The 24,709-nt window shown below is 41.5% G+C and carries 34 protein-coding genes and 4 tRNA genes; 27 read left to right on the top strand and 11 right to left on the bottom strand.

Annotation, left to right across the window (positions count from 1 at the left end; translation table 11 throughout):
• Window positions 1–8 precede the first annotated feature (8 nt).
• The 17 genes from rpsN to E0H77_RS10535 all read left to right on the top strand — a co-directional run bounded on the left by rpsN (window position 9) and on the right by E0H77_RS10535 (window position 9,473).
• Window positions 9–314: a 30S ribosomal protein S14 gene (gene rpsN, locus E0H77_RS10455; RefSeq protein ID WP_131312631.1), complete on the top strand. Its 306-nt coding sequence runs from the start codon at window positions 9–11 to the stop codon at window positions 312–314.
• A gap of 11 nt (window positions 315–325) precedes the next feature.
• Window positions 326–721 (top strand): 30S ribosomal protein S8, encoded by a 396-nt coding sequence (rpsH, locus tag E0H77_RS10460; protein ID WP_116726785.1) that lies wholly within the window; start codon window positions 326–328, stop codon window positions 719–721.
• Window positions 722–734: 13 nt separating this feature from the next.
• A complete protein-coding gene (gene rplF, locus E0H77_RS10465) occupies window positions 735–1,268 on the top strand; it encodes a 50S ribosomal protein L6 (RefSeq protein ID WP_131377813.1) in 534 nt (177 codons plus the stop codon).
• 14 nt (window positions 1,269–1,282) lie between these two features.
• A complete protein-coding gene (gene rplR / locus E0H77_RS10470; protein WP_004754227.1) occupies window positions 1,283–1,633 on the top strand; it encodes a 50S ribosomal protein L18 in 351 nt (116 codons plus the stop codon).
• A gap of 2 nt (window positions 1,634–1,635) precedes the next feature.
• Window positions 1,636–2,133 carry a 30S ribosomal protein S5 gene (rpsE, locus tag E0H77_RS10475; RefSeq protein ID WP_004754225.1) on the top strand — a complete coding sequence of 166 codons (498 nt, stop codon included), beginning with the start codon at window positions 1,636–1,638 and terminating at the stop codon, window positions 2,131–2,133.
• A gap of 6 nt (window positions 2,134–2,139) precedes the next feature.
• Complete coding sequence (rpmD, locus tag E0H77_RS10480) at window positions 2,140–2,316, top strand: 50S ribosomal protein L30 (RefSeq protein ID WP_000849088.1); 177 nt, start codon at window positions 2,140–2,142, stop codon at window positions 2,314–2,316.
• Between the two features lie 3 nt (window positions 2,317–2,319).
• Window positions 2,320–2,760 (top strand): 50S ribosomal protein L15, encoded by a 441-nt coding sequence (rplO, locus tag E0H77_RS10485; protein ID WP_045792483.1) that lies wholly within the window; start codon window positions 2,320–2,322, stop codon window positions 2,758–2,760.
• A gap of 45 nt (window positions 2,761–2,805) precedes the next feature.
• Window positions 2,806–4,119, top strand: coding sequence for a preprotein translocase subunit SecY (gene secY / locus E0H77_RS10490; protein ID WP_171478185.1), 1,314 nt, complete (start codon window positions 2,806–2,808; stop codon window positions 4,117–4,119).
• Between the two features lie 20 nt (window positions 4,120–4,139).
• Window positions 4,140–4,256, top strand: coding sequence for a 50S ribosomal protein L36 (rpmJ, locus tag E0H77_RS10495; protein ID WP_004754219.1), 117 nt, complete (start codon window positions 4,140–4,142; stop codon window positions 4,254–4,256).
• 109 nt (window positions 4,257–4,365) lie between these two features.
• Complete coding sequence (rpsM, locus tag E0H77_RS10500; RefSeq protein ID WP_004754218.1) at window positions 4,366–4,722, top strand: 30S ribosomal protein S13; 357 nt, start codon at window positions 4,366–4,368, stop codon at window positions 4,720–4,722.
• A gap of 19 nt (window positions 4,723–4,741) precedes the next feature.
• Window positions 4,742–5,128 (top strand): 30S ribosomal protein S11, encoded by a 387-nt coding sequence (rpsK, locus tag E0H77_RS10505; RefSeq protein WP_001040166.1) that lies wholly within the window; start codon window positions 4,742–4,744, stop codon window positions 5,126–5,128.
• Between the two features lie 12 nt (window positions 5,129–5,140).
• Window positions 5,141–5,764 carry a 30S ribosomal protein S4 gene (gene rpsD, locus E0H77_RS10510; protein ID WP_004754216.1) on the top strand — a complete coding sequence of 208 codons (624 nt, stop codon included), beginning with the start codon at window positions 5,141–5,143 and terminating at the stop codon, window positions 5,762–5,764.
• 18 nt (window positions 5,765–5,782) lie between these two features.
• Window positions 5,783–6,790, top strand: a complete 1,008-nt coding sequence (locus E0H77_RS10515; protein ID WP_004754213.1) for a DNA-directed RNA polymerase subunit alpha — start codon at window positions 5,783–5,785, stop codon at window positions 6,788–6,790.
• A gap of 18 nt (window positions 6,791–6,808) precedes the next feature.
• On the top strand, window positions 6,809–7,174 hold the full coding sequence (rplQ, locus tag E0H77_RS10520) for a 50S ribosomal protein L17 (protein WP_004754212.1): 366 nt from the start codon (window positions 6,809–6,811) through the stop codon (window positions 7,172–7,174).
• Between the two features lie 106 nt (window positions 7,175–7,280).
• Window positions 7,281–8,732, top strand: a complete 1,452-nt coding sequence (locus tag E0H77_RS10525; protein ID WP_131377815.1) for a flavin-containing monooxygenase — start codon at window positions 7,281–7,283, stop codon at window positions 8,730–8,732.
• Window positions 8,733–8,812: 80 nt separating this feature from the next.
• On the top strand, window positions 8,813–9,070 hold the full coding sequence (locus E0H77_RS10530) for an FAD assembly factor SdhE (protein WP_131377817.1): 258 nt from the start codon (window positions 8,813–8,815) through the stop codon (window positions 9,068–9,070).
• Between the two features lie 67 nt (window positions 9,071–9,137).
• Complete coding sequence (locus E0H77_RS10535; RefSeq protein ID WP_228258325.1) at window positions 9,138–9,473, top strand: hypothetical protein; 336 nt, start codon at window positions 9,138–9,140, stop codon at window positions 9,471–9,473.
• Window positions 9,474–9,493: 20 nt separating this feature from the next.
• Here the strand turns inward: E0H77_RS10535 and E0H77_RS13770 are convergent, their stop codons facing one another.
• From E0H77_RS13770 to rnr, 4 genes are all read right to left on the bottom strand, one after another.
• Window positions 9,494–9,937 (bottom strand): hypothetical protein, encoded by a 444-nt coding sequence (locus E0H77_RS13770; RefSeq protein WP_416240513.1) that lies wholly within the window; start codon window positions 9,935–9,937, stop codon window positions 9,494–9,496.
• A gap of 29 nt (window positions 9,938–9,966) precedes the next feature.
• Window positions 9,967–10,167, bottom strand: a complete 201-nt coding sequence (locus E0H77_RS10545; RefSeq protein ID WP_131377820.1) for a YheV family putative zinc ribbon protein — start codon at window positions 10,165–10,167, stop codon at window positions 9,967–9,969.
• Window positions 10,168–10,212: 45 nt separating this feature from the next.
• Window positions 10,213–12,252 carry a M3 family metallopeptidase gene (locus E0H77_RS10550; protein ID WP_171478338.1) on the bottom strand — a complete coding sequence of 680 codons (2,040 nt, stop codon included), beginning with the start codon at window positions 12,250–12,252 and terminating at the stop codon, window positions 10,213–10,215.
• Window positions 12,253–12,567: 315 nt separating this feature from the next.
• The gene (gene rnr / locus E0H77_RS10555) at window positions 12,568–15,015 is read right to left on the bottom strand and encodes a ribonuclease R (protein WP_131377824.1); all 2,448 of its coding nucleotides are present in this window, start codon (window positions 15,013–15,015) and stop codon (window positions 12,568–12,570) included.
• A 265-nt stretch (window positions 15,016–15,280) separates the two neighbouring features.
• Here rnr and E0H77_RS10560 point away from each other — a divergent pair.
• From E0H77_RS10560 to E0H77_RS10585, 6 genes are all read left to right on the top strand, one after another.
• Window positions 15,281–15,370, top strand: a tRNA-Ser gene (locus tag E0H77_RS10560).
• A gap of 9 nt (window positions 15,371–15,379) precedes the next feature.
• A tRNA-Arg gene (locus E0H77_RS10565) sits at window positions 15,380–15,456 on the top strand.
• 51 nt (window positions 15,457–15,507) lie between these two features.
• A tRNA-Arg gene (locus E0H77_RS10570) sits at window positions 15,508–15,584 on the top strand.
• A gap of 73 nt (window positions 15,585–15,657) precedes the next feature.
• The gene (locus E0H77_RS10575) at window positions 15,658–15,867 is read left to right on the top strand and encodes an HAD family hydrolase (protein WP_131377826.1); all 210 of its coding nucleotides are present in this window, start codon (window positions 15,658–15,660) and stop codon (window positions 15,865–15,867) included.
• A gap of 165 nt (window positions 15,868–16,032) precedes the next feature.
• Window positions 16,033–16,257 (top strand): haloacid dehalogenase-like hydrolase, encoded by a 225-nt coding sequence (locus E0H77_RS14060; RefSeq protein ID WP_416240514.1) that lies wholly within the window; start codon window positions 16,033–16,035, stop codon window positions 16,255–16,257.
• A 108-nt stretch (window positions 16,258–16,365) separates the two neighbouring features.
• A tRNA-Arg gene (locus E0H77_RS10585) sits at window positions 16,366–16,442 on the top strand.
• Between the two features lie 62 nt (window positions 16,443–16,504).
• Here E0H77_RS10585 and E0H77_RS10590 read toward each other — a convergent pair.
• Window positions 16,505–17,167 (bottom strand): nitroreductase family protein, encoded by a 663-nt coding sequence (locus tag E0H77_RS10590; RefSeq protein WP_131377828.1) that lies wholly within the window; start codon window positions 17,165–17,167, stop codon window positions 16,505–16,507.
• A gap of 197 nt (window positions 17,168–17,364) precedes the next feature.
• Between E0H77_RS10590 and E0H77_RS10595 the strand changes: the two genes are divergently transcribed.
• On the top strand, window positions 17,365–17,862 hold the full coding sequence (locus E0H77_RS10595; protein ID WP_131377830.1) for a YcxB family protein: 498 nt from the start codon (window positions 17,365–17,367) through the stop codon (window positions 17,860–17,862).
• Window positions 17,863–18,531, top strand: coding sequence for a fumarylacetoacetate hydrolase family protein (locus E0H77_RS10600; RefSeq protein WP_228258326.1), 669 nt, complete (start codon window positions 17,863–17,865; stop codon window positions 18,529–18,531). It abuts the gene before it with no gap.
• A 29-nt stretch (window positions 18,532–18,560) separates the two neighbouring features.
• Here E0H77_RS10600 and E0H77_RS10605 read toward each other — a convergent pair whose 3' ends face one another.
• Window positions 18,561–19,847: a YihY family inner membrane protein gene (locus tag E0H77_RS10605; RefSeq protein WP_131377834.1), complete on the bottom strand. Its 1,287-nt coding sequence runs from the start codon at window positions 19,845–19,847 to the stop codon at window positions 18,561–18,563.
• A 108-nt stretch (window positions 19,848–19,955) separates the two neighbouring features.
• Between E0H77_RS10605 and wrbA the strand changes: the two genes are divergently transcribed.
• Window positions 19,956–20,555 carry an NAD(P)H:quinone oxidoreductase gene (gene wrbA, locus E0H77_RS10610; RefSeq protein WP_131377836.1) on the top strand — a complete coding sequence of 200 codons (600 nt, stop codon included), beginning with the start codon at window positions 19,956–19,958 and terminating at the stop codon, window positions 20,553–20,555.
• 106 nt (window positions 20,556–20,661) lie between these two features.
• On the opposite strand, the gene E0H77_RS10615 is transcribed toward wrbA, so the two are convergent.
• From E0H77_RS10615 to E0H77_RS10625, 3 genes are all read right to left on the bottom strand, one after another.
• Window positions 20,662–21,237 (bottom strand): xanthine phosphoribosyltransferase, encoded by a 576-nt coding sequence (locus tag E0H77_RS10615; protein ID WP_131312605.1) that lies wholly within the window; start codon window positions 21,235–21,237, stop codon window positions 20,662–20,664.
• A 94-nt stretch (window positions 21,238–21,331) separates the two neighbouring features.
• Window positions 21,332–22,042: a DUF3108 domain-containing protein gene (locus E0H77_RS10620; RefSeq protein WP_131377838.1), complete on the bottom strand. Its 711-nt coding sequence runs from the start codon at window positions 22,040–22,042 to the stop codon at window positions 21,332–21,334.
• 94 nt (window positions 22,043–22,136) lie between these two features.
• Window positions 22,137–22,793, bottom strand: a complete 657-nt coding sequence (locus tag E0H77_RS10625; RefSeq protein WP_131377840.1) for a hypothetical protein — start codon at window positions 22,791–22,793, stop codon at window positions 22,137–22,139.
• 207 nt (window positions 22,794–23,000) lie between these two features.
• Between E0H77_RS10625 and E0H77_RS10630 the strand changes: the two genes are divergently transcribed.
• A complete protein-coding gene (locus E0H77_RS10630; protein WP_131377842.1) occupies window positions 23,001–23,882 on the top strand; it encodes an energy transducer TonB in 882 nt (293 codons plus the stop codon).
• 25 nt (window positions 23,883–23,907) lie between these two features.
• Here the strand turns inward: E0H77_RS10630 and E0H77_RS10635 are convergent, their stop codons facing one another.
• Both E0H77_RS10635 and ybeY read right to left on the bottom strand, forming a co-directional pair.
• Entirely contained in the window at window positions 23,908–24,207 is a 300-nt protein-coding gene (locus tag E0H77_RS10635) for an antibiotic biosynthesis monooxygenase family protein (protein WP_131377844.1), read from the bottom strand.
• Window positions 24,208–24,227: 20 nt separating this feature from the next.
• Window positions 24,228–24,707, bottom strand: coding sequence for an rRNA maturation RNase YbeY (gene ybeY, locus E0H77_RS10640; protein WP_131377846.1), 480 nt, complete (start codon window positions 24,705–24,707; stop codon window positions 24,228–24,230).
• Between the last annotated feature and the right edge of the window lie 2 nt (window positions 24,708–24,709).

The raw sequence follows: 24,709 nt of genomic DNA on the forward strand, positions 1-24,709 counted from the left end.
AGGTCGATATGGCTAAGAAAGGTATGATTAATCGCGAATTAAAACGCGAAAAAACTGTCGCTAAATACGCTGTAAAACGTGCTGAATTAAAAGCTACGATTGCAAACGTAAATGCAAGCGACGAAGAGCGTTTTGAAGCGATGATGAAGTTACAAGCATTGCCACGTAATGCATCTCCTGTACGTCTTCGCAACCGTTGTGGTTTGACTGGTCGTCCTCATGGTTATTTCCGTAAGTTCGGTCTAAGCCGTAACAAATTACGTGATACTGTGATGCAAGGTGATGTACCAGGCGTTGTTAAGGCAAGCTGGTAAGGAGCGACTAAATGAGTATGCAAGATACCGTTGCCGACATGCTAACACGTGTTCGTAACGCACAAATGGCTAAGAAATCAACAGTTTCTATGCCAAGCTCTAAATTAAAAGTTGCAATTGCAAACGTATTAGAGCAAGAAGGTTATATTTCAAATGTAGGTGTTGCTGATAATGAAGGCAAAGCTACTTTGACTATTACTTTGAAATATTTTGAAGGCAAACCAGTTATTGAAACCGTTAAACGCGTAAGCCGTCCAGGCCTTCGCCAATATCGCGGTAAAGATAAACTTCCAAGCGTTAAGCAAGGATTGGGTATTGCAATTGTTTCTACAAGCAAAGGCATCATGACTGATCGCGCTGCACGTGCTGCAGGTGTTGGTGGTGAAGTTATTGCTTTTGTTTCTTAATAGGTGATTCCTCATGTCTCGTGTGGCTAAAGCCCCAGTAACTGTGCCTAACGGTGTAACAGTTACTCAGAACGGCCGGCAGGTCGAAGTGAAAGGCAGCAAAGGTACATTGTCTTTCAACCTGCATGCGCTGGTCGAGCTAAAACAGGAAGAAGGTAAACTTCAAATTGCTCCAGTTAAAGAGTCAAAAGACGCTTGGATGCAAGCTGGTACTGCTCGCGCTGTATTGAATAACCTTGTTAAGGGTGTTAACGAAGGTTTTGAACGTAAGTTACAACTTATCGGTGTCGGTTACAAAGCTGCGATCAAAGGAAATGTGGTTAATTTAAACCTAGGTTTCTCGCATCCAATCGACTACGTATTGCCTGAAGGTGTAACTGCAGAAACTCCAACTGCAACTGAAATCATTTTGAAATCAGCGAATAAGCATTTGTTGGGTCAAGTAGCTGCAAATATCCGTTCTTACCGTTCACCAGAACCATATAAAGGTAAAGGTGTTCGTTACTCTGATGAAGTTGTTCTTCGTAAAGAAGCTAAGAAGAAATAAGGCGCGAGGTTCTTATGAACGAAAAGAAACAATCCCGTTTGCGTCGTGCGAAAAGCACACGCTTGCACATTCGTGCATTGGGTGCGACTCGTTTGTGTGTAAACCGCACTCCGCGTCACATCTATGCTCAAGTTATCTCAGCAGATGGTGGCAAAGTTTTAGCGCAAGCTTCTACTTTGGATGCATCTTTACGTGCTGGTGCAACTGGTAACATTGAAGCAGCGACTAAAGTTGGTGCGTTAATCGCAGAACGTGCGAAAGCAGCAGGTGTAACTAAAGTTGCATTTGACCGTTCTGGTTTTAAATATCATGGTCGTATTAAAGCCTTGGCTGATGCTGCTCGTGAAGGCGGCTTGGAGTTCTAATCATGGCGAAAGTTGAACAAAACGAAGGTCTCGTTGAGAAGCTGGTTGCCGTTGATCGTGTAGCCAAGGTTGTTAAAGGTGGTCGTATCTTCTCTTTCACAGCATTGACTGTGGTTGGTGATGGTAATGGTCGTGTAGGTTTTGGTCGTGGTAAAGCACGTGAAGTTCCAGCTGCTATTTCTAAAGCACTTGAAGCTGCTCGTCGTAACATGATCACTGTAGACCTTGCGGGGACTACTTTACAACATCCTGTGAATGCTCGTCATGGTGCAAGCCGTGTATATATGCAACCTGCTTCAGAAGGTACTGGCGTAATTGCTGGTGGCGCTATGCGTGCCGTTCTTGAAGCTGCAGGTGTACATAACGTACTTGCTAAATGTTATGGTTCTACCAATGCTGCAAACGTAGTAAACGCAACTTTTAAAGGTTTGCGTGATATGACTTCTCCTGAGAAAGTCGCTGCGAAACGTGGTAAATCAGTAGAACAAATTCAAGGGTAATCGATCATGAAAACGATTAAAGTTACCCAGACTAAATCTAGTTCGCATCGTTTAAAAAATCATAAACTTTGCCTTCAAGGTCTAGGTCTGCGTCGTATCGGTCATACTGTAGAAGTGCAAGACACTCCTTCTAACCGTGGTATGATCAATAAAGTCTACTATATGGTTAGTGTAGAGGAATAAGCCATGACTCTGCGTTTAAACGAACTTGCACCTGCAGAAGGTGCTAAACGCGAACATCGTCGTCTTGGCCGTGGTATCGGTTCAGGTGTTGGTAAGACTGGTGGTCGTGGTGTTAAAGGTCAGAAATCACGTAAGAGCGGTGGTGTACGTCCAGGTTTTGAAGGTGGTCAAACAGCGATTTATCGTCGTTTACCTAAATTTGGCTTCACTAGCCAAATCGCTTTAAAAACTGCTGAAGTACGTCTATCTGAACTTACTAAAGTAGAAGGCGATATTGTTAGCCTTGAAACTTTAAAAGCTGCAAACGTGGTACGTCGTGATCAAATTCGCGCTCGCGTTGTACTTTCTGGTGAAGTAACTCGTGCATTTACTGTTAAAGGTGTTGCATTGACTAAAGGCGCACAGGCTGCAATTGAAGCTGCTGGCGGTAAAGTCGAGGAGTAATCACTAGTGTCTATGTCTCCTAGTTCCTCAGGTCATGTTAACATGATGAAAGGTCAACCATTTCATGTGAAATATCGTGAAATTATTCGGCGGATGGTTTTTCTTATCTGTGCCTTGTTGGTCTTTCGGCTAGGATCGCATATTCCAGTACCAGGCATTAATAATGCTGCACTTGAACGACTTTTTAATGCAAACCAAGGGACTATCCTTGGTTTGTTTAACATGTTTTCAGGTGGTGCATTACAACGAATGTCTATTCTTGCCCTAGGGATCATGCCATACATCTCTGCATCAATTATTGTGCAGTTAATGTCTACTGTGATTCCTTCGCTCGAAGCTTTGAAAAAAGAAGGTGAGCAAGGTAAGCGCAAAATTAACCAGTATACACGTCAAGGCACGTTATTACTCGCAGTTGTACAAGCAACTGGGATGTGTGCTGGTCTGATTAGTCAAGGAATTACCTTGACTAATGGTCTAGCATTTTATGTACCTGCTGTTAGTTCATTAGTTGCAGGCACAATGTTCTTGATGTGGCTTGGAGAACAAATTACCGAACGTGGAATTGGTAATGGGATCTCAATGATTATTTTTGCGGGAATTGTTGCTAACTTACCAAATATGGTTTTGCAATTTTTCTCAGCAGATAGTCAGACAAGCATGATTGGCGTGGTTGTTTTTGCTTTGATTGCACTTGCTGTATTAGCTGCGATCGTATTTATCGAAAAAGCGCAACGTCGTATTTCGGTAAATTATGCACAAAAACAGCAAGGTCGTCGTATTTTTACGGCTCAGCAAACACATTTGCCATTAAAAATTAATATGGCAGGGGTGATTCCTGCAATTTTTGCAAGTTCATTGTTGTTATTTCCAGCAAGTTTGGGGCAATGGGTTGGAAGCGCTGATCCGAATGCTGGTGTAGTAAAGCGTGCACTGCAAGATTTGGCACTTGTTTTGTCGCCTGGACATACTTTGTATTTGGTGCTCTTTGGTGCGTTAATTATCTTTTTCTGTTATTTTTATACGGCACTTGTATTTAGTCCAAAAGAAGTAGCAGAAAACTTAAAACGCAGCGGAGCTTATGTGCCTGGTATTCGCCCAGGTGAGCAAACTGCTCGTTATTTAGATTATATTCTCAATCGTTTGACCTTTATTGGGGCAATATATATTACAGTGATCTGTTTAATGCCAATGATTTTACAAAGTGCCTTTGGTATGACTGTAAATATTGGGGGTACATCACTGTTAATTGTTGTTGTTGTTGTGATGGATTTTATGGCGCAGTTACAAGCCCATTTAACTTCACACCAATATGATAATCAGACGCTCATGAGAAAAACGACTGCTCATCCGAAGGGATAAGCGCACTTAGAGGTTTCATCATGAAAGTACAGGCTTCTGTAAAGAAAATTTGTGGTAGCTGTAAAGTTATCCGTCGTAATGGGGTAGTTCGCGTGATTTGTAGCGCTGAACCCCGTCATAAGCAGCGTCAAGGTTAATTTGTAATTAAGACCTGTTGATTTCAGTAGGCGAATTGGGTTACTATCCGCCCCTCAAGAATTTGATGGGGCGGTTGATTGTCTCGACCTGCCTTTTTGGAGAAAGTGAATGGCTCGTATTGCCGGTGTAAACATTCCGGATAACAAGCATGCTGTTATCTCCCTCACGTACATTTTTGGTGTTGGTCGCCACACTGCTAAGAATATCTTAGCTGCTGTTGGTATCGCTACAACAACTAAAGTGCGTGAATTGGATGATGCTCAGCTTGATGCGATTCGTGCAGAAGTTGCTAAGGTTCCTACCGAAGGTGACTTGCGTCGCGAAATTTCCATGAACATTAAACGTTTAATGGATTTAGGCTGCTACCGTGGTCTTCGTCATCGTCGTAGCTTGCCTGTCCGCGGTCAACGCACCAAAACTAACGCACGTACCCGTAAAGGTCCGCGCAAACCGATTAAAAAGTAAGATTTCTGGAAGCTAAAAGATGGCTAAAGATACTCGCACACGCAAGAAGGTCACTCGTACCGTCTCTGAAGGTGTTGCACACATTCACGCGTCTTTTAATAACACCATTGTAACGATTACCGATCGTCAAGGTAATGCATTGGCTTGGGCTACCTCTGGTGGACAAGGCTTCCGTGGTTCACGTAAATCAACTCCGTTTGCTGCTCAGGTAGCTGCTGAAGTTGCTGGTAAAGCAGCTTTGGATTACGGTTTGAAAAACCTGGATGTCCTTGTAAAAGGTCCTGGTCCTGGTCGTGAGTCTGCGGTTCGTGCATTAGGTGCAGTGGGTTATAAAATTAACAGCATTACCGATGTGACGCCAATCCCTCACAACGGTTGCCGTCCACCTAAAAAACGTCGCGTGTAAGGAGAAACATTCATGGCTCGTTATATTGGTCCAAAATGCAAACTCTCTCGCCGCGAAGGGACAGACCTGCAACTTAAATCTGGCGTTAAACCGTTTGACGTCAAAACTAAAAAGCATGCAAAAGCGCCTGGTCAACATGGCCAAGCTCGCGGAAAGCAATCTGAGTATTCACTACAATTACGTGAAAAACAAAAAGTCCGTCGTATGTACGGTGTGTTAGAACGTCAATTTAGTAACTACTATAAAGAAGCAGCTCGTGTTAGAGGGGCAACAGGTGAAAACTTGTTGAAACTGCTTGAAAGCCGCCTTGATAACGTAGTTTATCGCATGGGTTTCGGTTCTACACGTGCAGAAGCTCGTCAGCTTGTAAGTCACCGTTCTATTACATTGAATGGTCGTCGCGTTAACATCGCGTCTATTCAAGTTAAAGCGGGTGATGTAATTGCTGTTCATGAAGGTGCTAAACAACAATTGCGTATTAAAAATGCAATTGAGTTAGCGACTCAACGTGGTATTCCTGCTTGGATTGAAGTTGATCACTCTAAGTTTGAAGGTACGTTCAAAGCTGCACCAGATCGTTCAGATCTACCTGCTGAAATCAATGAAAGCTTGATTGTAGAATTGTATTCTAAATAATCCTTGAGGTAGCAATAAATGACGCGTACTGCAAACGAGTTTCTAACTCCGCAAGCGATCAAGGTCGAAGCGGCAAGCGGGACCTCGGCAAAAGTGATTCTGGAACCTTTAGAGCGTGGCTTTGGTCATACTCTTGGTAATGCTTTACGTCGCATTCTATTGTCTTCTTTACCTGGCGCTGCTGTGGTTGAAGTAGAGATAGAAGGTGTCGAGCACGAGTACAGTACTTTAGAAGGCTTGCAGCAGGACATCGTCGAGCTCTTGCTGAACCTTAAAGGATTGTCTATTAAGCTGTTCGATCAAAATGAAGCTTACCTAACATTAGAAAAACAAGGTCCAGGAGATGTAACAGCTGCTGACCTTCGTTTACCTCATAATGTTGAATTGGTGAATCCTGAGCATTTGATCGGCACGTTAAGTGCTACAGGCGCATTAAAAATGCGTTTGAAAGTGTCTCAAGGTCGCGGTTATGAAACATCTGACTCACGTTTCCCTGAAGGTGAAACACGTCCGGTAGGTCGTTTGCAGTTAGATGCTTCTTATAGCCCAATCAAGCGTGTGTCTTATACCGTTGAAAATGCGCGTGTAGAACAACGTACAGACCTTGATAAGCTGGTCATTGATCTTGAAACCAACGGTACAGTTGATCCTGAAGAAGCTATCCGCAAAGCGGCAACAATTTTGCAACAACAAATTGCAATTTTTGTTGATCTTCAGAAAGATCAAGCTCCTGTTGCTCAAGAACCTCGCGAAGAAGTCGATCCAATTTTGCTTCGTCCAGTAGATGATCTCGAGCTTACTGTTCGTTCTGCTAACTGTTTGAAAGCAGAAAATATTTACTACATTGGTGATCTTGTACAACGCACCGAAGTTGAGTTGTTAAAAACTCCTAACTTAGGTAAAAAATCGTTGACTGAGATTAAAGATGTTTTAGCTTCGAAAGGCTTGCAACTCGGCATGCGCTTAGAAAACTGGCCACCAGCTAGTTTGCGTATGGACGATCGTTTCGCCTATCGTAGCCGTTAATTAAGTAGGACTATCACCATGCGTCATCGTAATAGTGGTGTGAAATTAGGCCGTACAAGCAGCCATCGTAAGGCGTTGTTCCAAAATTTAACTAATGCTTTAGTTGAGCATGAGTTAATTAAAACAACTTTGCCTAAAGCGAAAGAACTTCGCCGCGTTGCTGAGCCTTTAATCACTTTAGCTAAAAACGATACAGTAGCAAACCGCCGTTTAGCGTTTGCTCGTACTCGTAATGCAGCAACTGTTGGTAAATTATTTACCGTTCTTGGCCCTCGTTACAAAGAACGTAATGGCGGTTATCTACGTGTTCTTAAAGCGGGCTTCCGTGCAGGTGATGCTGCACCGATGGCTTACGTTGAGCTTGTAGATCGCGAAGTTAAATAATTTCGCAACAAGAACGTAGTTGTTCAGAAAAAGGTCGGTTTTTACCGACCTTTTTTTATGCAAAATTGGGTCTATAATCAATTAAAATTCAAAAATACTGATGCTTATGACACGTGATGTTGATGTACTGATAATTGGAGCTGGAATTTCGGGTATAGGTGCTGCAGTACATTTGCAACAACATTGCCCACAACTGAGTTTTAATATATTGGAACGCCGACAAAATATTGGAGGGACTTGGGATTTATTTCGATACCCTGGGATTCGTTCCGATTCAGACATGTCAACACTGAGTTATCAGTTTTATCCTTGGCTTAAAGATCAGACGCTAGCAGATGGGCAATCTATTCAAGATTACTTATATGACGTCGTAGAACATTATCAGTTATTGGGTAAAATTGCCTTTGGGCAGCAAGTAGTTGCAGCAAATTACAGCACACAGCAAAAATGCTGGGAGCTTAAAACTCAGAATGCACAGCAGCAGGTTGAAGTTTGGAAAGCTGGATTTATTATCAGTTGCACTGGCTATTATAATTATGACCAAGGCTATCTCCCAAAATTTCCCAAACAACAAGACTTTCAGGGCTCTATTGTCCATCCACAACAGTGGTCATCAGACATTAAATATCAAGGTAAAAATATTATTGTGATTGGCAGTGGGGCAACTGCCGTAACATTAGTTCCTGCTTTGGTAAAAGGTGGGGCAAAACAGGTGACGATGTTGCAACGCTCTCCTAGCTATGTGGCAAGCATCTCTGGATACGACAAAACTTATCAGTATTTACGTCAACATCTGCCTGTTAAATTCGCCTATCGCTGGGTACGTGGACGTAATATTGTCTTGCAAAGAGCTGTTTATTATTTGGCACGTCGAGCACCACAATTGATCAAAAGGTTATTGTTAAAAGCAGTCGCTCACGAGCTACAAGGTCAGATAGATATTCGTCATTTCACTCCAAATTATGCACCTTGGGATCAGCGTTTATGTGCTGTCCCTGATGGCGATCTGTTTCGGGTGTTACGGGATGGGCGTGCTCAAATTTGTACCGATCAGATTGATTATTTTACCGCTTCAGGAATTCAGTTAAAGTCTGGGCAACATCTGGCAGCCGATTTGATTGTTGCTGCAACAGGCTTACAAATACAGTTGCTCGGAGGCTTAACGTTAACGGTTGATCATAAATCTGTCGATCTTGCTGAAAAAATGTTGTATCAGGGGACTTTGTTAAGTGATGTTCCTAATTTTGCTCTAATGATTGGTTATAGCAATGCGTCATGGACACTTAAAGTGGATATTGCAGCAGATTATATTTGTCGATTACTGAACTATATGCACAAGCATGGCTATCGAGAAGTGATGCCTGTGACTGATGTAGCTCAGCGCCTACCTGAGACGGTTATGGGAGCACTTTCTGCGGGTTATTTGCAACGTGCTGCTGAGCATATGCCGAAACAGGGACGGCGGTTGCCATGGAGAATATCGCATAATTATTTACTGGATAAATTTGTGCTGAAATATGCAGGTTTTCGGGATAAAAATTTAAAATTTGCTCGCTAAATAAAATCCTGATGCTGGCTATTTAGTTTTTTCAAATTCTTGTTACACTACTTGGCATAACAATGGGACTGGAAATAATTATGTCAGACGATATCAGTTTAGAAGAACGTAAAGTGATTTACCGTGCACGTCGTGGATTGAAAGAAATTGATGTCTATTTTGATCCTTATGTTCGACAATATTATTTACAGGCGAGCCCTGAAGAAAAGGCTTTATTTGCAGAGTTAATTGATCAGGAAGATCCAGATTTGCTGGATTGGTTTATGGATGTTGGTGAGCCACCACGTGCCGAATTAAAAGAATTAATTATCAAGCTCAAGCATTATGTTCACCAGTAATTTAAGTTTTCAGTTAAAGCCAAGCAAAGTTGCTTGGTTTTTTCAATTTGGGGGATATAGCTTGTTGATGTCGCTCTGTTATTTGACATTGGTCTGGTATATTGCCGCATTCGTTGGTTTGATGGCATTACTGGCATGGTATGTCTTTATGAAACAACGGCAGGTCGTTGCATTTGCACAATTAAAAGCAAATGAATGGACAGTTAAATATACAATGACATCTCAGATTCAGCATTTGACTTTAAAGAAATTACTGGATCACGAGATTTATATTGTGCTGTATTGGCAGGAACAGTCGCAGCGGTGTGTTGTTTGGAGAGATCAACTTGCTTTACAGGAATGGAAACAACTAAAAGTTTTAGCAAAGCTGCATCGTACAAGTGTATCCATAATGACAGACTGAGCCTGAATATGGATGAATCTTTATTTTGATGACTTTTGCTGTCCTGCAAGTTGCTGCTCAAGTAGTTTGATTTGCTGCTGTTTGAGTTCAATCATTCGATCAGCATCGGTATGTTGAGCTTTGAGTGTTGCTTCTTGCTCTTTTAACTGTTGTTGAATATCTTCAAGTTTGGAGACTTCTTCTTTAGCCAAAGCAGGATTTTGCGGTATCGGCTGTTTAAGTGTCTCATCATTCACAAGTGATTTAGGTTGTTCAGTATGTGCTTCAGGTGTTACCGCTGGTTCTGAAACAGGTCGGGCTATAGGGGGTGCCTGGGTTTTTTGGTGTACGGTTACTTGTTGGGTTGCTGGAGTGGGACGATTTACAAACCATGATTGCCACACAAATACGCCTGCACAAATGGCAAAAAGGACGCCAATAAGAATCCAAAGTAATAAAGAATTTGATTTATTTGTTTTCATAATCGGGTCAATTAATGATTTGATGGGTTGGATTATCGTGGGCGAAATTGAATTACGCCCACGTCATCAGCGACAGCTGGAGTTTCTGGTTGATCGATATGGGTTGGTCGATTTTCACTGTAACCACATTCGATGCATTCAATCCATTCATGTTCATTTTCAGTTAGCATGATGATACGGTCTAACGCTTCACATTTCGGACATTTCGCGCCTGCAATGAATCGTTTTTTCATAGGATGCTACCTTAAACCATGAGTCATGAATTTTGAGTGCATAGTTTAAGCGTTTTTAGGCGCTTTCGTCCAACCCTGATGGCGTAATAACGCATCAATTTTAGGTTCACGACCACGAAAATGTACGAAGGCATCCAAAGCTGTATCTTGACCACCCACAGCTAAAATGGCTTTACGAAAATCATTTCCTGTAGAAGTGTTAAAAATACCTTCATTTTCAAAACGGTCAAAAGCATCACTGGCTAACACCTCTGCCCATTTATAAGAATAGTAACCCGCAGCATAGCCACCCGCAAAAATATGGCTAAAACTATGCTGGAAACGGTTATACGGTGTAGTTGGTAAAACTGCAATCTTCTGGCGAATGTGGTTGAGAGTCTCTTGGATTTGCGGTGTGCTTAATCCAGGGGTATGTTGATGAATTTCTAAATCAAACAGGGCAAACTCAAGTTGACGTAAAGTCTGCATGCCTGATTGGAAGAAGCGTGCATCAAGCAATGCGTTTAATAAATCCTGTGGCAAAGTTTGTTTAGTTTCAACATGTTCACTGATCAGATCTAGGCTGGCTTTGTCCCATGTCCAAAACTCCATAAACTGGCTTGGCAATTCTACTGCATCCCATGCCACGCCATGTGTTCCAGCGACAGAAATATTATCCACTTCGGTCAGCAGATGATGTAAACCATGTCCAAACTCATGAAATAGCGTGGTAACTTCATCATGAGTGAGTAACGCTGGCTGTTCACCAACAGGCGGGGTAAAATTACATACCATGTAGCAAATCGGTTTTTGTAACGCAGTTGCAGTTTGCATGCGGGAACGGAAACCGCTCATCCATGCACCACCACGCTTACCACTGCGTGCATAGAGGTCTAAATAAAAACCACCAACGATTTGTCCTTTGTCTTCGATTTCAAAATAACGCACGTCAGATTGCCAGACTGGCGCAGCGCGTTCCTGAATCTGAATACCATATAAGCGCTGTACGATTTCAAATAAGCCTTGAACGACTTTTGGCGCAGGGAAATAAGGCTTTAATGCTTCTTGGGATAGGTTGAATTGCTGTTGTTTAAGTTTTTCTGAATAGAAACTGCTGTCCCAAGGTTGTAGTTCTTCAATCCCATCTTGCTGGGCAATGGCTTTGAGTTCCGCAATTTCTTGCAAGGCGGGTGTACGGGCATGCTCAGCCAGTTCATTTAAGAAGTCAAAAACGGTCTGAACATTTGGTGCCATTTTGCTGGCGAGTGAATACGTGGCATAATTTTCAAATCCGAGCAATTGTGCCATTTCCTGACGCAGGCTCAAAATTTCCTGCATGATTTCAGAGTTGTCAAATTCAGTATGCTCGAATTGTTCAGACGCACGTGTGGTATAGGCTTTATATAGCTCTTCACGTAAAGCACGATCTTGAGCATAAGTCATAATTGCAAGATAAGATGGAAAATCCAGTGTAGCGACAGGCTGGTCGAGTTCACGCTGCTGACCGTATTGTTTCAGCAGGGCAATACTGCTGTCTGGTAACCCTTTGAGTTGTGCTTCGGTTAGAGGTTTGAAATAGGCTTGGGTTGCATCTAGCACATGGTTGGAAAAGTCTGAAGCAAGCTGTGACAAACGTGCTGAAATTTCCGCATAGCGCTGTTTAGCTGCACCTTCAAGTGCAACACCTGATAGTTTAAAGTCGCGTAAGCCAAGTTTAATGGCACTTTGTTGTGCAGCACTTAAACTGGAAAATTCGCTGCGGTCATGTAAATGCTGATAAGTTTGGTATAACGCTGTGTGTTGACCGAGCTGTGTATAGTATTCGCTTAATGCAGGCAATAGTGACTGATAGACTTCACGGGTTCCAGCATTACTCATCACTGCATTTAGATGAGATAAGATACCCCAAGATTCGCTTAGATTATTTTCAAGCGTGTCCATTTGTTGGAGTACCTGAATTTGAGCATTAAAATCATCAGGAACTTGAGTCAGCTCAAGAAGAAACTTTAACCCTTCTTGGATATGTTGTTGAATCTGTATTTTTAGGGTGTCGAGTCGAATCTGGTCGAATTCTGGAACAGGAAGGATTGCTTGTTGTAATGTCATTGTCTGAGCCATAAATATAAAATATATTGCTAGATTTAAGGTTTAGGATGGAGGAAATCAAGGGGAACTTTGTCTGTTATAAACTTATATCCACAAATTTAGTTTATTTGAGTTGAATAAAGATATGTTTGTGGGAGATTCAAGCATAATGGGAATCTGTTTAGCCTGAATGTTAAGCAATGTGGTCTTTAATACAGTGACGCTAAAATAAAGAGAAACTTTAAAATTTACTTCTTAATCAAAACAGCTTGTTCTTTTGAGTGTTTATAAGTGAGAGAAAAAGTAAAAGAGCCGAAGCTCTTTTACTTAGATAGATTAGTCCTGCCGAGATTTAGCGTTGGCTTTTTTCTTCTTCACTTTATCTTTTTTCTTTGCTTTTTCTTTGCTTTTGGTCTCAGCTTTGCCAGAGGGTTTCTTGTCCGATTTTTTGTTGTAAGTGGCGTTAAGCTTACTTTTTTCTTTTTTCTTACGAACAGGCTGCTCACCATCTTGCTGCTCTGTTGTAACTGCAGTCACCTGACTATTAAAGACTTGCTCCTGTACCTCTCGTACAACAGGTTTTGTGGCACGTGGGGCACGGCTGCGAATGGCGCGACCTGCATGGCTAATTTGCTTGAGTAATTCAAAGTCAATTTTACGTTCTGCAAGATTCACGCCAGCGACTTTAATATTGAGCTCATCACCTAAACCAAAAATTTGACCACGGTTTTGCCCAATTAAAGTTTGGCTAGCAGGATCATAGATGAAGAAATCATCACCGAGTTGGCTAATGTGAATCATGCCATCGACATATAGATCTTTAAGTGTGACAAATAAACCAAATTCAGTGACTGCACTGATGATGCCAACAAACTCTTCACCCAAATGCTGTTGCATATAATGACATTTCAGCCATGTGGTGACGCTACGCGATGCTTCATCAGCACGGCGTTCAGTTTGTGAGAAATGCTCACCAGCATCATCGAGAGCAGCGCCAGACAAGGCATACTTTTTCTGATGCAAATGTGCTTTGATCGCGCGGTGCAATAACAGGTCAGGGTAGCGGCGAATCGGTGAGGTAAAATGAGTATAGGCCTCATATGCCAGACCATAATGCCCTGCATTTTTTGCGCCGTAGAAGGCTTGCATCATAGAGCGCAATAACACGGCATGAATGCTGGGTGCATCAATACGGTCTTTGGTCGCCTCAATGACTTTCTGATAATCAGCTTGAGTTGGCTGTTCAGGGAAATGAATACCTAAATTCAGCAATTTGACAAAGTCACGAACTTTTTTAATACGTGAGAATTCAGGTGCTTCATGTACACGGTATAACATTGGAATGTCATGTTCCAATGCATACTCGGCTGCTGCGACATTGGCAAGCAACATACATTCTTCAATCAACTTGTGCGCGTCATTGCGGCTACGCGGCAAAATTTCTTTGATTCCACCTAACTCATCAAAAGTCATGTAGGTTTCAACAGTTTCAAATTCCATGGCATGACGATCTGCACGCAAGTCTTTTAGGATTTGATAAAGCTGAAATAAGGTGTTAATGGATTTGTGAATTTCACGGTTTTCAGGAATTGCTTGCGAATCACCTTCCAAATACTGGTTGACTTGGTTGTAGGTTAAACGCGCTTTAGAATGCATCACCGCAGGGTAGAACTCATAACCCGTCACGCGTCCTGTACGAGAAAGTTTCAAGTCACAGACCATACATAAGCGGTCAACATGTGGATTCAGTGAACATAACCCATTGGAAAGCGCTTCTGGCAGCATTGGTAATACAAAATGTGGGAAATACACAGATGTGCCACGTTCCTGCGCTTCATGATCCAGAGGTTTTTCTAAACGCACATAATGGCTGACGTCTGCAATTGCGACCACCACACGATAGCCACCGCCTGAGCGTTTTTCTGCATAGACTGCATCATCGAAGTCGCGAGCATCTTCGCCGTCAATTGTCACTAAAGCTAAATCGCGCACATCGACACGCCCTTGGGTGTCTTTTGCCGAAGGTTCTTTAAAACTGGCTGCTTCTTGAAGAACATCTTCAGGGAATTCGTATGGCAACCCAAACTCTAAAATCGTTTGTGGAATAATAATTTCGGTATCAGCTTTGTCTGCCATCGACTGCACAATATGCCCTGTGGCAAATTCTTCGCGGGTCGGGTAAGTGTCGATTGCAACACGTAAGCTATTACCGACTTTGGCTTGAGCATGTTCGATGAGTTGCTTTTCCAAAGTAATCGGTTGATGGCTATTTGGCGTGTTAGGTTGAATGAAATATTCGCCCTCATGCTCGGCAACTTTACCAATCAACTGTTTGACCCGATGCTGTACAACCTCAGTAATATGTCCCCATGCCTTACCTTTACGGTCAACTGAGGTTTGGCGTACCTTGACACGGTCACCATTAAAAACCAAACGTAACTCACGTTCAGGCAGAAGCAGATCATCTTGACCGTCAATATGGGCTGAGCCTAAACCTTTACTGTTAATATAAACGGTGGCTTCGTAACTAGGTTGATCTTTAAGCAGTTGGAACTTTAAGCCGTCCTTGCCCAGTTGACCATCGCGTACCATGGCACTCAATCGGTGACTGAGTGCTTCAATACTTTTTTCATCTTGCAGGTTAAAATGATCGACCAGTTCAGCATGTGATTGTGCTGTTTGTAGTTGTTCAAGGCTGGTTAAAATTAAAGTACGGCTAGGAATCGGATTGTCGTAACGTTCCGCTTCCGCTTTGGCTTCAGGATCGACCCAGTTTTTCATCATATTGTATGGCTTCTTATCAGCAGATAGGTTTAGCATAAGTCATGCAGAAATAGACTGCACGTAAATCATTGCAAGAATGTGTTGAAATGTCAGTTTTTATGCGTGCAGAGTTAAGTACAAACAATTTTAACAAGAAAGCTGCCTAAAAAATCAGCGCGTTGTTTGAAATCGCTTAAAAAATAGGTGATTGAGCTAAAAAAATAGAAAAAATAGTAATCTTGACTTGAAGAGCTGCGTTTTAGTTTGTATTATTGCGTCCTGTTACGGTGAGATGGGTGAGTGGCTGAAACCACGTCCCTGCTAAGGACGCATACGGGTAACTGTATCGAGGGTTCGAATCCCTCTCTCACCGCCATTTACTTACGCGCTCATAGCTCAGCTGGATAGAGCACTTGGCTACGAACTAAGGGGTCGGGAGTTCGAATCTCTCTGAGCGCACCAAGTAAATTAAATAGGCAGACGTAACATGCCGACATAGGCAAACAAGTATATGCGCTCATAGCTCAGCTGGATAGAGCACTTGGCTACGAACTAAGGGGTCGGGAGTTCGAATCTCTCTGAGCGCACCAACTTGATAAATTACCGCTTTAAAAGCGGTTTTTTTATGCCTGAAATTTATAAAAATAAACATCATATAAAAATATGAATCTCGTACTTTTTGATTTTGACCATACCATTACTCATACCGACAGTTTTGCACAATTTTTAAAATACTCATTGTCTTCTCGTCAACAATTCATTGGGGGCTTTCGGGTTGCATCGTGGTTTTTGGCATTTCGAGTGGGCTATGTGAGCGACCAGAAAATTCGCATGCGACTATGCCAAGTTGCATATAAAAACTATTCAGTCTAAAAACTAGAGCCGCAGTGACAGAAATTTTCTCAAACAGTTTTACCGACTTTATTGCATGAGCATGCCTAAGAACAAATCACTTGGCATCAGCAGCCATATGAACAGATTGTGGTGGTATTTTCCTTCCTCTTTAGATGTGTGTTTAAGTAGTAGGGCATAGATCTGATTTGTAATCAGCTTCAAGTCCGAACGGTACGCTATACAGGAGAATTGCAGCAAGGTGATTGCTGTTATGCTGAAAAAGCCCGACGAGTGCAGCAGCAATATTGTCTGAGTGATTTTGATTTGGTCTATGCCTATGGAGATAGCCTAAATGACCATGCCATGTTGGCGTTGGCTGATAAAAAATTTATCAGTAGCAGGAAATTTCCGATTAAGTTGTATTTTTAGTCAATTAATGACTATTATTGCCTAATAACTATGCACTTGTAATCAATCTGTGAAAAAAGACTAGGTTTTTTAGAAAAACTGCGTATAATGCCCATCCATCAAGACAATGCGCTCATAGCTCAGCTGGATAGAGCACTTGGCTACGAACTAAGGGGTCGGGAGTTCGAATCTCTCTGAGCGCACCAACTTGATAAAAATTAAAAAACCGCAATCAATGCGGTTTTTTTGTGCCTACTGTTTTTGTGACTTATGCAAATGTTTTAAAACGATCAGCATCGTCCATAAATGCTTTTTCACCTGCTTCAGCTTCAATTGAACCAAACACCAACTGCGCACGTAATTTCCAGTGTTCAGGTACAGCAAATGTTTCTGCCACTTCCTGATCAATAATTGGATTGTAGTGTTGTAACGATGCGCCAATATTTTGTTCAGCTAGGGCTGACCAGACCGCAAATTGGGCAATCGCAGTTGAGTGCTCTGACCAAACAGGAAAATTATCAGCATATGCTGCAAATTGTTCCTGTAAGCCTTTCACTACATTTTGATCTTCATAAAATAATACTGTGCCTACACCTGTGGCAAAGCTTTGAATTTTTTGCTGGGTTGCAGCAAAAGCCTCATTTGGTACAAGTTTGCGTAAGGTTTCTAATACAATTGACCAAAAATTTTCGTGTGATTGACCAAATAAAATCACGGCACGTGAAGACTGAGAGTTAAATGACGATGGGCTGGCTTTGATGGCATTTTGGATGAGTTGTTCAATTTCGGCAGGAGATTGGCTGAGGTTACGACCAATCGCATAAATTGAACGGCGTTTTTCTATGATCTCCAAAAAAGATAAAGGTGTGATTTCGGTTGGGGATTCGACAGGTTTATTGTTTAAACCAAAAAGTTTAGCAAAGAAAGACATACAGTTATTCCCAAAATATGCGGTGCTTGAGATTTATTGTATAGTTTTAAATTCGTGGTTAAATAATATATTTACAATTGAATGTTCTATTTATGCGATGATGAGAAAGCTGTTGCAAAATAGCACAGAGATTGATTTTAAAAGCTGAGGGGATTGTGGTCTAATAGCCATACTTTCTTGAGTATTTGCAGCATGTTATGACAGATCAGAAACCTGCCTTATCTTTGCGTTATGCCCTAAATTTAGAAGAATCACAAGATGGTTTTGGGCTTGCAACTTTTGGTAAAAAACAAATTACCCGTTTTCTTACACCGCTCATTAGTTTGGGAATTATTGTGTATGGATTTTACATCGGTTTTTCAGGTGTAGGTCGCTATTATGTCGGTTTGGGTGTTTTCTTTTTAGTTTTACAAATTGCGATGCGTTATTGGTTGTTGCCAACCCTGTTTAAACGTCAGTTCATCAAATATCAGGCTGCCAGAAGTGAGCAGGGCATCGAGCTGTACCAGCATTATTTTGAATTATATTCAGGTGGGCGTAAGCAGCAGTATCCGTATAGCGAAGTTCAAAATTTTGCTCAAGGTAAACTGACGTATATGCTGGAACTTAAAACTCGTAATGTGGTGATTGTACCAAAACGTGTTTTTACTCAACCTGACGAGCAGCGCCTTTTTGAGCATAGCTTTAAGAAATAATTGAGTCGAGAGAACAAAGGAAGTCGTATGAGTTACCGTCCAAATAAAATCGTTTGTGTGGGTCGTAGTTATGCGGATCATGCCAAAGAATTGGGCAATGCTGTTCCAGATCGTCCAGTACTATTTATCAAACCTACCAGTAGTCTGATTGGTTTGGACGAGGGTATTTCATGGAATGAGGCGCTTGGCAGTTGTCATCATGAGTGCGAGTTGACTTTGCGTATAGACCAGACTTTAAAGGCGGAAACTGATCCAGTAAAAGCCCTTGAGGCGATTGGTGCGGTGACTTTAGGTTTGGATTTAACTTTGCGTGATTTGCAAACTGAACTGAAAAACAAAGGTCAGCCGTGGGAACGGGCAAAGTCATTTGATGGTGCTTGTGTGCTTGCCGATTGGGTCGATGTCAGTGAAATTTCAGATTGGAAAAATGTACATTACACATTAGAAGTGAATGATACTGTTCGCCAGTCAGGTGATACAGCATTGCTATTATTCCCGATTGGTGAAATGCTATGTGACATGAGTCAGGCATTTACCATTGAAGCAGGCGATGTGGTGATGACAGGTACGCCTGCGGGCGTTGCAGCACTTAAAGCAGGTGATCAGCTCACGATGACTTTAAAAGCCAAAACCCAAGATTTTATTTGGAAAACTTTTGTTAAAGCTTAAGTGATTCATGTTGAAAAAACCGAGTGACATCACTCGGTTTTTTTATGCACTGTGATCTGTAGTGGAGTCACATTAGCTTCAAACAGACTCGACAGTGGAACGGATAAATGGCTGCTTAAGTAGTCATCTGCATCATTGAGGAGCGGAGCGAGTTGTTTTACCCATTCATCATCATCATGGATATTACAGACATCCTGACGCAGTGGAAGGGTAAATGGCAAGGCATTATAAAAACTCCAAAAATCGACTTGGGATAAGTTGCGAATCAGTGCGTATTCATCACTACTATCGATACGTTTAATCAGATGTTGACGTTGTAGCAGTTCAACATAAGCAGGCCAGCGTCCAATTTCACCTCGTCCCAAAATTTTTAAAGCTTCTTTATCGTTGACGGTTTCTCCAAGTTTTTGCTTGTTATAAAACATCTCTAAAATGTCGAGCAACATAATAACAGGGTGACGTTTCTGACGATTACCTGTACTAAATGAGGTGAGGGCAAAACTGACTTCAACACCGAGTAAGACAATATTCCATGATAAATAAATCCACAACAGGAAAATCGGCACAGCGGCAAACGCGCCGTAAATGAGTTCATAACTGGTAAAATTTGCCATCATGAAACCGAAGAAACTTTTCAGTAACTGAAAGACAGTGCCACTAAACAATCCTGCCATCGCTGCTGCTGTTATGGGTACAGAACGATTGGGAATTGTCCAGTAAAGAACAAAAAACCCAAGTATAATCAGTATGTAAGATATAAGCCCTAAAAAAAGTGTGCCATCGAGCTCATAACCTACAAAGTTATTACTGAGAATGTTGAGCGATGCAACGGTTGAGGAAATTACAAAAGCGCTGCCAAGCAAAATTGGTCCGAGTGAAATAATCGTCCAGTAACGCATAAAACCAATAATGCCACCCCGTTGCTGCTTGACTCGCCAAATGCGGTTAAAGGCTTCTTCGACACTGGTCAGCATCATCAGCGAGGTCATAAATAAAAACAAAATACCAATCGCGGTGAGATTGCTCGATTTTTCAGCAAAAGAGTTAAAGGCTTCGTCAAAGGCAATACTGCTTCGGGGAAGAAAATTACTATAAATTAAATGTTGTACCTGCTGCCGAGCAGGTTCGAGTGCTTTAATCGAAGAAATAATCACGAGAAAAACCGTGAGCATCGGCACAACGGCAAACAAAGTGGTATAGGTGAGCGATGCCGCTTTGTCACGACAGCGATCATTTTCAAAACGTATAATCGTAAATAAGATAAATTGAAACCATTTTTTTTCATAAAATGGTAAGCGTGTCATGAGTTTTTGCATAACCTAGACCTAATTGTTTTAATGCGCATTTATGTAATATTTCTCTAAGGCTACCAAAAAATTGCCCAAATACCGTATAGTTTTCTTTTTTATTATCTGTCAGACCCAATGCAAGCTTATATTTTAGTACTTTATTACAGCAAATATGGTTCAACCAAAGAAATGGCCCATTTGATTGCCGATGGAATTGAAGCTGTCGGGATGTCTGCCAAAATTCGTACTGTTCCGCAACTCGCAACGTCAGTTGAAGTTGCCGCACCGAGTATTCCTGACGACGGCGATATTTATTGTAGTTTAGATGATCTTGCAGGATGTGCTGGTTTGGCACTGGGTTCACCAACTCGTTTTGGTAATATGGCCAGTGAAATGAAATATTTTTGGGATCAAACTACGACTTTATGGCTCAGTGGCGCATTGCATAACAAGCCTGCCTGTGTGTTTACATCATCGGGTTCAATGCATGGTGGGCAGGAAAGTACTTTATTGAGCATGTTACCGCCGTTATTTCATCATGGCATGATGATTTTGGGATTAACCAATGCACATCCTGCATTGTCTAATACCAAGTCGGGTGGGACGCCGTATGGCGCAACTCATGTCAGTGGCTCACGTCATGATCAAGGCTTAACTGCAGAAGAAAAAGCTTTATGTTTTGAGCAGGGCAAGCGTTTAGGTGAAGTAGCAGTCAAGTTGCTGGGTGGACAATAAATCGCTCAACACCGAGCAATCAACAGTAGATTTAATTTGGGCAAGCATTCCAACTTAAATCTACCAGATGGTCAAAAAAAAGAGCGAATAAATCGCTCTTTTTTGTTTAATCTCTAACGAAAGTTACCTGACCATCACTTAATGACTCGACACGTGCGAGTGATTCAACGCGGTAGCCTTTTTCCAGCAATAACTGGCGACCCGTCTGAAATGATTTTTCAATCACAATGCCAACACCCACTACTTCAGCTTGTGCCTGATGGATCAAATCAATCAAGCCGAGCGCAGCTTGACCATTTGCCAAGAAATCATCAATCACAAGAACTTTATCAGTTGCATGTAAGTACTTGTTTGAAATTGCGATGGTACTTGTAGTCTGTTTGGTAAATGAATGTACTTGAGCTTTGTACAAGTCATTTTTCAGCGTTAAAGACTGATGTTTGCGTGCGAAAATCACAGGAACACCAAGCTCTAAACCTGCCATGACCGCAGGTGCGATACCTGAAGCTTCAATGGTAATGATTTTGGTAATCCCTTGATCTTTAAAACGAGCAGCAAATTCATGCCCGATTTGTTGCATCAACACAGGGTCAATTTGGTGATTTAAGAAAGCGTCTACTTTGAGAACTTGATCAGATAGAACGATACCTTCACTTAAGATTTTCTGTTCTAATGCTTGCACAGGGAGGAACCTCTAAGGAGCGGATGCTTTTTTAAGCAAAGGCGTATTTTAAAAAGCATCCGAAAAATTGCAAGTCAAAATTGCAAAAATGCGGTTATTTGGTCACCCCTTGATAACCTGTGAGCAGAATTCCATACGAGCTACGACCATCATTATGTGCGACTTTGACTGGTAAATAGTCCAGTTTTGGTGCTAACCAGAAAGTGGTATTACGTTCTGGTTTTCCATGATCCAGTTTTACTTTAATTGTGCTAAAAGTGCCGTAAGGTGTTGCTAGGTTTTCCGTGCCCAGTTGAATAAATTTGCGTTGGGCAACGCCTTTAGCATCGGTAATATAATAGTTGTTTTTCGAGTCCATTTTTTTTAAGTCTTCACGAATTTGTACTTCAGCATTGAGTTCATCTAAAGCACCTGTTTTCCATGCAAAAGAATATACTTTACCTTTGTAGTAGGTCTCAATGGTTTTTTCTGCTGGATTAAAATTAATTTTAAAAGAATCTGAAAGCCCAATATAACTGGCATTACGGCTAAAGCTATTGGAAATGACATGATCATCCAGTAGTGAGAAGTTACTGATTTCAGTTGCGGAGGCTAAAATACCTGCTTGGGCAGTAAAGACATATGTCCAGTTATTACCAGTTTGTTTTAGACTACGAATTGCAGAACCCATATTTTTGTCATTATAGGAAAATTGATAGGTTGCTTGAAATGGGCTCAGCGCCATAGCTTGGCTTGAACAGATCAATGCTGCTCCAGCAAGTACAACTGCACTAGTCGATAAAGAGGTAAGTTGTTGCTTGAGCATAAATATATCCTGAAACTTTTAATATTTTATGGGGGTATAAGTTAATCTGAAAAACGGGATCAATCGCATATTTTTTTGTATGTTTATGATCATATTATGTGGTTGTTTTACTTACAGGTGTTGCTTCTGTGTCGTCAGTACTACTACCCACTTTCCTAAAAAGTGCTTCCAAATTAACATTACCTAAAACCACCAGTTCGGCTTCACGTAGCACTGCATGATTAACATGCACTTTGGCTAGGGTTTCAATAATTGACGGGTTTTTGCCAAGCCATCGGTTTAGATCAAGATAGAGTAAATCATCTTTAACCTCGACAACATTGAAGCGCTGCAAAATCGTGCCTAGCGGATCTTTATCTAAGATCTTCCGATAAAAAAACAAGGCAAATTTAAAGCCTATTTTTTGTAAAATATTTTTAAATTTGGCTTCAATCACTTGAGTCTGGCTGATTTGCTCAAATACGAGTAACTGCGTATCTTTGTTCAGTTCCATTTGTAAAAGTTTTAAATCAACTGACAGCGTGGTATATAAACCTTTAACATTGAGTGTGGCATACAGGCGTAACCAGTCATCATGCACGTCTGCATGCAAGTCTTCTAACATCTTGACGTTATCGGTCACAAAACGTTTGAAGGTTGCATTTAAAAACACTTGTGACAATGCAAATTCGCGCTCTTCTTCAATAAATCCCCCAGCCTTACGATATACCTCGCGGATACGTTTAGAAAGATTGGAAATTAGCGTCTGCATAGATCAGGTCCGAAAAATAGTTTTTTATATTGGTTGCAATCTTATTGAATTAGATGAAAAATTCACATCTATTTTTTATACTCGTTCTTGCAGAATGAACATTTGATGTTCGTGTGCAAAAAAGAGTATAAAACTGCATTTTTCTCTAAAAAAATCGCATATTTATATGTTACGTGTATTTTTGGCAAGTTTGGTCGTTTTAATGTTATGACAAAGCAACACTCGATTCAGCAAAAAATAACACTATCTTGGTGGCGAGATTCAGTGTTTGTGGTGGCAGCCATTTCAGCATTGCTGCTGCATTTGATTGTGCTGTGCATACGCTTTGCCATGCCGCAAGCCGATCAGTCTTTGCATCAGGAAATTGCCGTGGCGATTCGACCAAGTAAAGAGACTGTTGAAAATGCGGACTTTATTGCACAGACAGATCAACAGGGTTCGGGTATTTTTCGACAAAAACATCGAATGTCGACCAACCTTGCTCCAGCAGATGAGTCCCAATCGGCAGGGGATCAGCAATTACAACAACTAGAAATGGTGAAGCAGCAGCGCGAGTTAAAATTTGAAGAAAAAGTACTCATGACTGTGCTGAGCTGGCAGAAACAAAGTGAGGATCAACACCATAAAAAAGCCATGGATGAATTGCAAAGTCAGTATCAAGCCAAAGCTGCGATGGTTGCCAGCCTTGAGGCACAGTATTTACAGCGCCAGCAGGATTTTAGTCGTCAGCAAAAAATTAAGACAGTCGATGGTATTCAGGCAAAACGTGATGCTTCTGCTGCGTATTTAAACAAATTTCGTGAAAAAGTCGAATTGTATGGCAACCGTTATTACCCAGAACAGGCAAAACAACAGCACTGGTCGGGAGAGGTTCGCCTCATGGTGATTCTCAACAGTGAGGGCGGGGTACGTGCGATTCACTTATTACAAAGTTCTGGACACGGTGTTTTAGATGAGGCGGCAAAGAATTCAGTACGCCGTGGCGCACCATTTGGGCGTTTTGATGCCAACATGAAAGATATTTCTGAGCTGCGTATTGTGCGGACATGGCGCTTTGATCCTGCCGAAGCAGAGTTTGAAGTAAAATAAAAAATCGGGAGTAAATCCCGATTTTTTATTTTGTCTGATTGTGTTGATAATGTCGCTGTAACTCACAAACTTCAACGCTATAGTGCTTATACCAGCGTTTCCGCCCAGTCTGTTGAGCAACTATATGTTCACGATCTTGTTGCCAACGCTGAATACTTTCAAGGTCAGACCAGTAAGAGAGTGCCAGTTCTTGCCCATTTTCAGTATAAGACTCAAACTTTAAGCAGCCATATTCAGATAAGGCTTTTTGTCTTAGATGTTGTGCAAGCTGACTGTATTCATGATCAAGCTGTGCAATCTCGGCTTTGAAAATCACCACAAACATCAGATCGCACTCCAACGAATTTATAGATCCATATAGGGGTTGTCTAAACTGAGTTTACTGAGGATCTCAACTTCGAGAGTTTCCATTTCTTCAGCATCCTGTTCGCCAGTTTCATGGTCATAACCCAACAAATGTAGCGTGCCATGCACCAGCATATGGGTAAAATGATCCATAGGTTTTTTCTTTTGCTGATCTGCTTCATGAAGCACAACAGGAATACAGATCACCAAATCACCCAATGGGAAAGCATCCAGCATCGGTAGCACTTCTTCTGGAATATCGCTAGGAAAAGATAAAACATTGGTCGGTTTGTCTTTTTGTCGATATTGTAAATTCAGCGCGTGACTTTCTGCATTGTCCACACAGGCAATGCCAATCTCACAATCTTGTTGCATGCCTACATGACGTAAAACTGTCTCAATGACTTTTTTAATATAACTGCGTTTTAGCACCAACTTAGGTGCTAAAACGTCTTGTTGTAACGAAAGATTAAGTTTCAAAA

The organism is Acinetobacter brisouioides (assembly GCF_004331075.1).
Classification (GTDB): domain Bacteria; phylum Pseudomonadota; class Gammaproteobacteria; order Pseudomonadales; family Moraxellaceae; genus Acinetobacter.

What these genes read in the sequence shown, in the direction of transcription:
- rpsN (WP_131312631.1), top strand. Translation starts at nt 9, where the DNA reads ATGGCTAAGAAAGGTATGATTAATCGCGAATTAAAACGCGAAAAAACT.
- rpsH (WP_116726785.1), top strand. Translation starts at nt 326, where the DNA reads ATGAGTATGCAAGATACCGTTGCCGACATGCTAACACGTGTTCGTAAC.
- rplF (WP_131377813.1), top strand. Translation starts at nt 735, where the DNA reads ATGTCTCGTGTGGCTAAAGCCCCAGTAACTGTGCCTAACGGTGTAACA.
- rplR (WP_004754227.1), top strand. Translation starts at nt 1,283, where the DNA reads ATGAACGAAAAGAAACAATCCCGTTTGCGTCGTGCGAAAAGCACACGC.
- rpsE (WP_004754225.1), top strand. Translation starts at nt 1,636, where the DNA reads ATGGCGAAAGTTGAACAAAACGAAGGTCTCGTTGAGAAGCTGGTTGCC.
- rpmD (WP_000849088.1), top strand. Translation starts at nt 2,140, where the DNA reads ATGAAAACGATTAAAGTTACCCAGACTAAATCTAGTTCGCATCGTTTA.
- rplO (WP_045792483.1), top strand. Translation starts at nt 2,320, where the DNA reads ATGACTCTGCGTTTAAACGAACTTGCACCTGCAGAAGGTGCTAAACGC.
- secY (WP_171478185.1), top strand. Translation starts at nt 2,806, where the DNA reads ATGAAAGGTCAACCATTTCATGTGAAATATCGTGAAATTATTCGGCGG.
- rpmJ (WP_004754219.1), top strand. Translation starts at nt 4,140, where the DNA reads ATGAAAGTACAGGCTTCTGTAAAGAAAATTTGTGGTAGCTGTAAAGTT.
- rpsM (WP_004754218.1), top strand. Translation starts at nt 4,366, where the DNA reads ATGGCTCGTATTGCCGGTGTAAACATTCCGGATAACAAGCATGCTGTT.
- rpsK (WP_001040166.1), top strand. Translation starts at nt 4,742, where the DNA reads ATGGCTAAAGATACTCGCACACGCAAGAAGGTCACTCGTACCGTCTCT.
- rpsD (WP_004754216.1), top strand. Translation starts at nt 5,141, where the DNA reads ATGGCTCGTTATATTGGTCCAAAATGCAAACTCTCTCGCCGCGAAGGG.
- E0H77_RS10515 (WP_004754213.1), top strand. Translation starts at nt 5,783, where the DNA reads ATGACGCGTACTGCAAACGAGTTTCTAACTCCGCAAGCGATCAAGGTC.
- rplQ (WP_004754212.1), top strand. Translation starts at nt 6,809, where the DNA reads ATGCGTCATCGTAATAGTGGTGTGAAATTAGGCCGTACAAGCAGCCAT.
- E0H77_RS10525 (WP_131377815.1), top strand. Translation starts at nt 7,281, where the DNA reads ATGACACGTGATGTTGATGTACTGATAATTGGAGCTGGAATTTCGGGT.
- E0H77_RS10530 (WP_131377817.1), top strand. Translation starts at nt 8,813, where the DNA reads ATGTCAGACGATATCAGTTTAGAAGAACGTAAAGTGATTTACCGTGCA.
- E0H77_RS10535 (WP_228258325.1), top strand. Translation starts at nt 9,138, where the DNA reads ATGTCGCTCTGTTATTTGACATTGGTCTGGTATATTGCCGCATTCGTT.
- E0H77_RS10545 (WP_131377820.1), bottom strand. Translation starts at nt 10,167, where the DNA reads ATGAAAAAACGATTCATTGCAGGCGCGAAATGTCCGAAATGTGAAGCG.
- E0H77_RS10550 (WP_171478338.1), bottom strand. Translation starts at nt 12,252, where the DNA reads ATGACATTACAACAAGCAATCCTTCCTGTTCCAGAATTCGACCAGATT.
- rnr (WP_131377824.1), bottom strand. Translation starts at nt 15,015, where the DNA reads ATGATGAAAAACTGGGTCGATCCTGAAGCCAAAGCGGAAGCGGAACGT.
- E0H77_RS10575 (WP_131377826.1), top strand. Translation starts at nt 15,658, where the DNA reads ATGAATCTCGTACTTTTTGATTTTGACCATACCATTACTCATACCGAC.
- E0H77_RS10590 (WP_131377828.1), bottom strand. Translation starts at nt 17,167, where the DNA reads ATGTCTTTCTTTGCTAAACTTTTTGGTTTAAACAATAAACCTGTCGAA.
- E0H77_RS10595 (WP_131377830.1), top strand. Translation starts at nt 17,365, where the DNA reads ATGACAGATCAGAAACCTGCCTTATCTTTGCGTTATGCCCTAAATTTA.
- E0H77_RS10605 (WP_131377834.1), bottom strand. Translation starts at nt 19,847, where the DNA reads ATGCAAAAACTCATGACACGCTTACCATTTTATGAAAAAAAATGGTTT.
- wrbA (WP_131377836.1), top strand. Translation starts at nt 19,956, where the DNA reads ATGCAAGCTTATATTTTAGTACTTTATTACAGCAAATATGGTTCAACC.
- E0H77_RS10620 (WP_131377838.1), bottom strand. Translation starts at nt 22,042, where the DNA reads ATGCTCAAGCAACAACTTACCTCTTTATCGACTAGTGCAGTTGTACTT.
- E0H77_RS10625 (WP_131377840.1), bottom strand. Translation starts at nt 22,793, where the DNA reads ATGCAGACGCTAATTTCCAATCTTTCTAAACGTATCCGCGAGGTATAT.
- E0H77_RS10630 (WP_131377842.1), top strand. Translation starts at nt 23,001, where the DNA reads ATGACAAAGCAACACTCGATTCAGCAAAAAATAACACTATCTTGGTGG.
- E0H77_RS10635 (WP_131377844.1), bottom strand. Translation starts at nt 24,207, where the DNA reads ATGTTTGTGGTGATTTTCAAAGCCGAGATTGCACAGCTTGATCATGAA.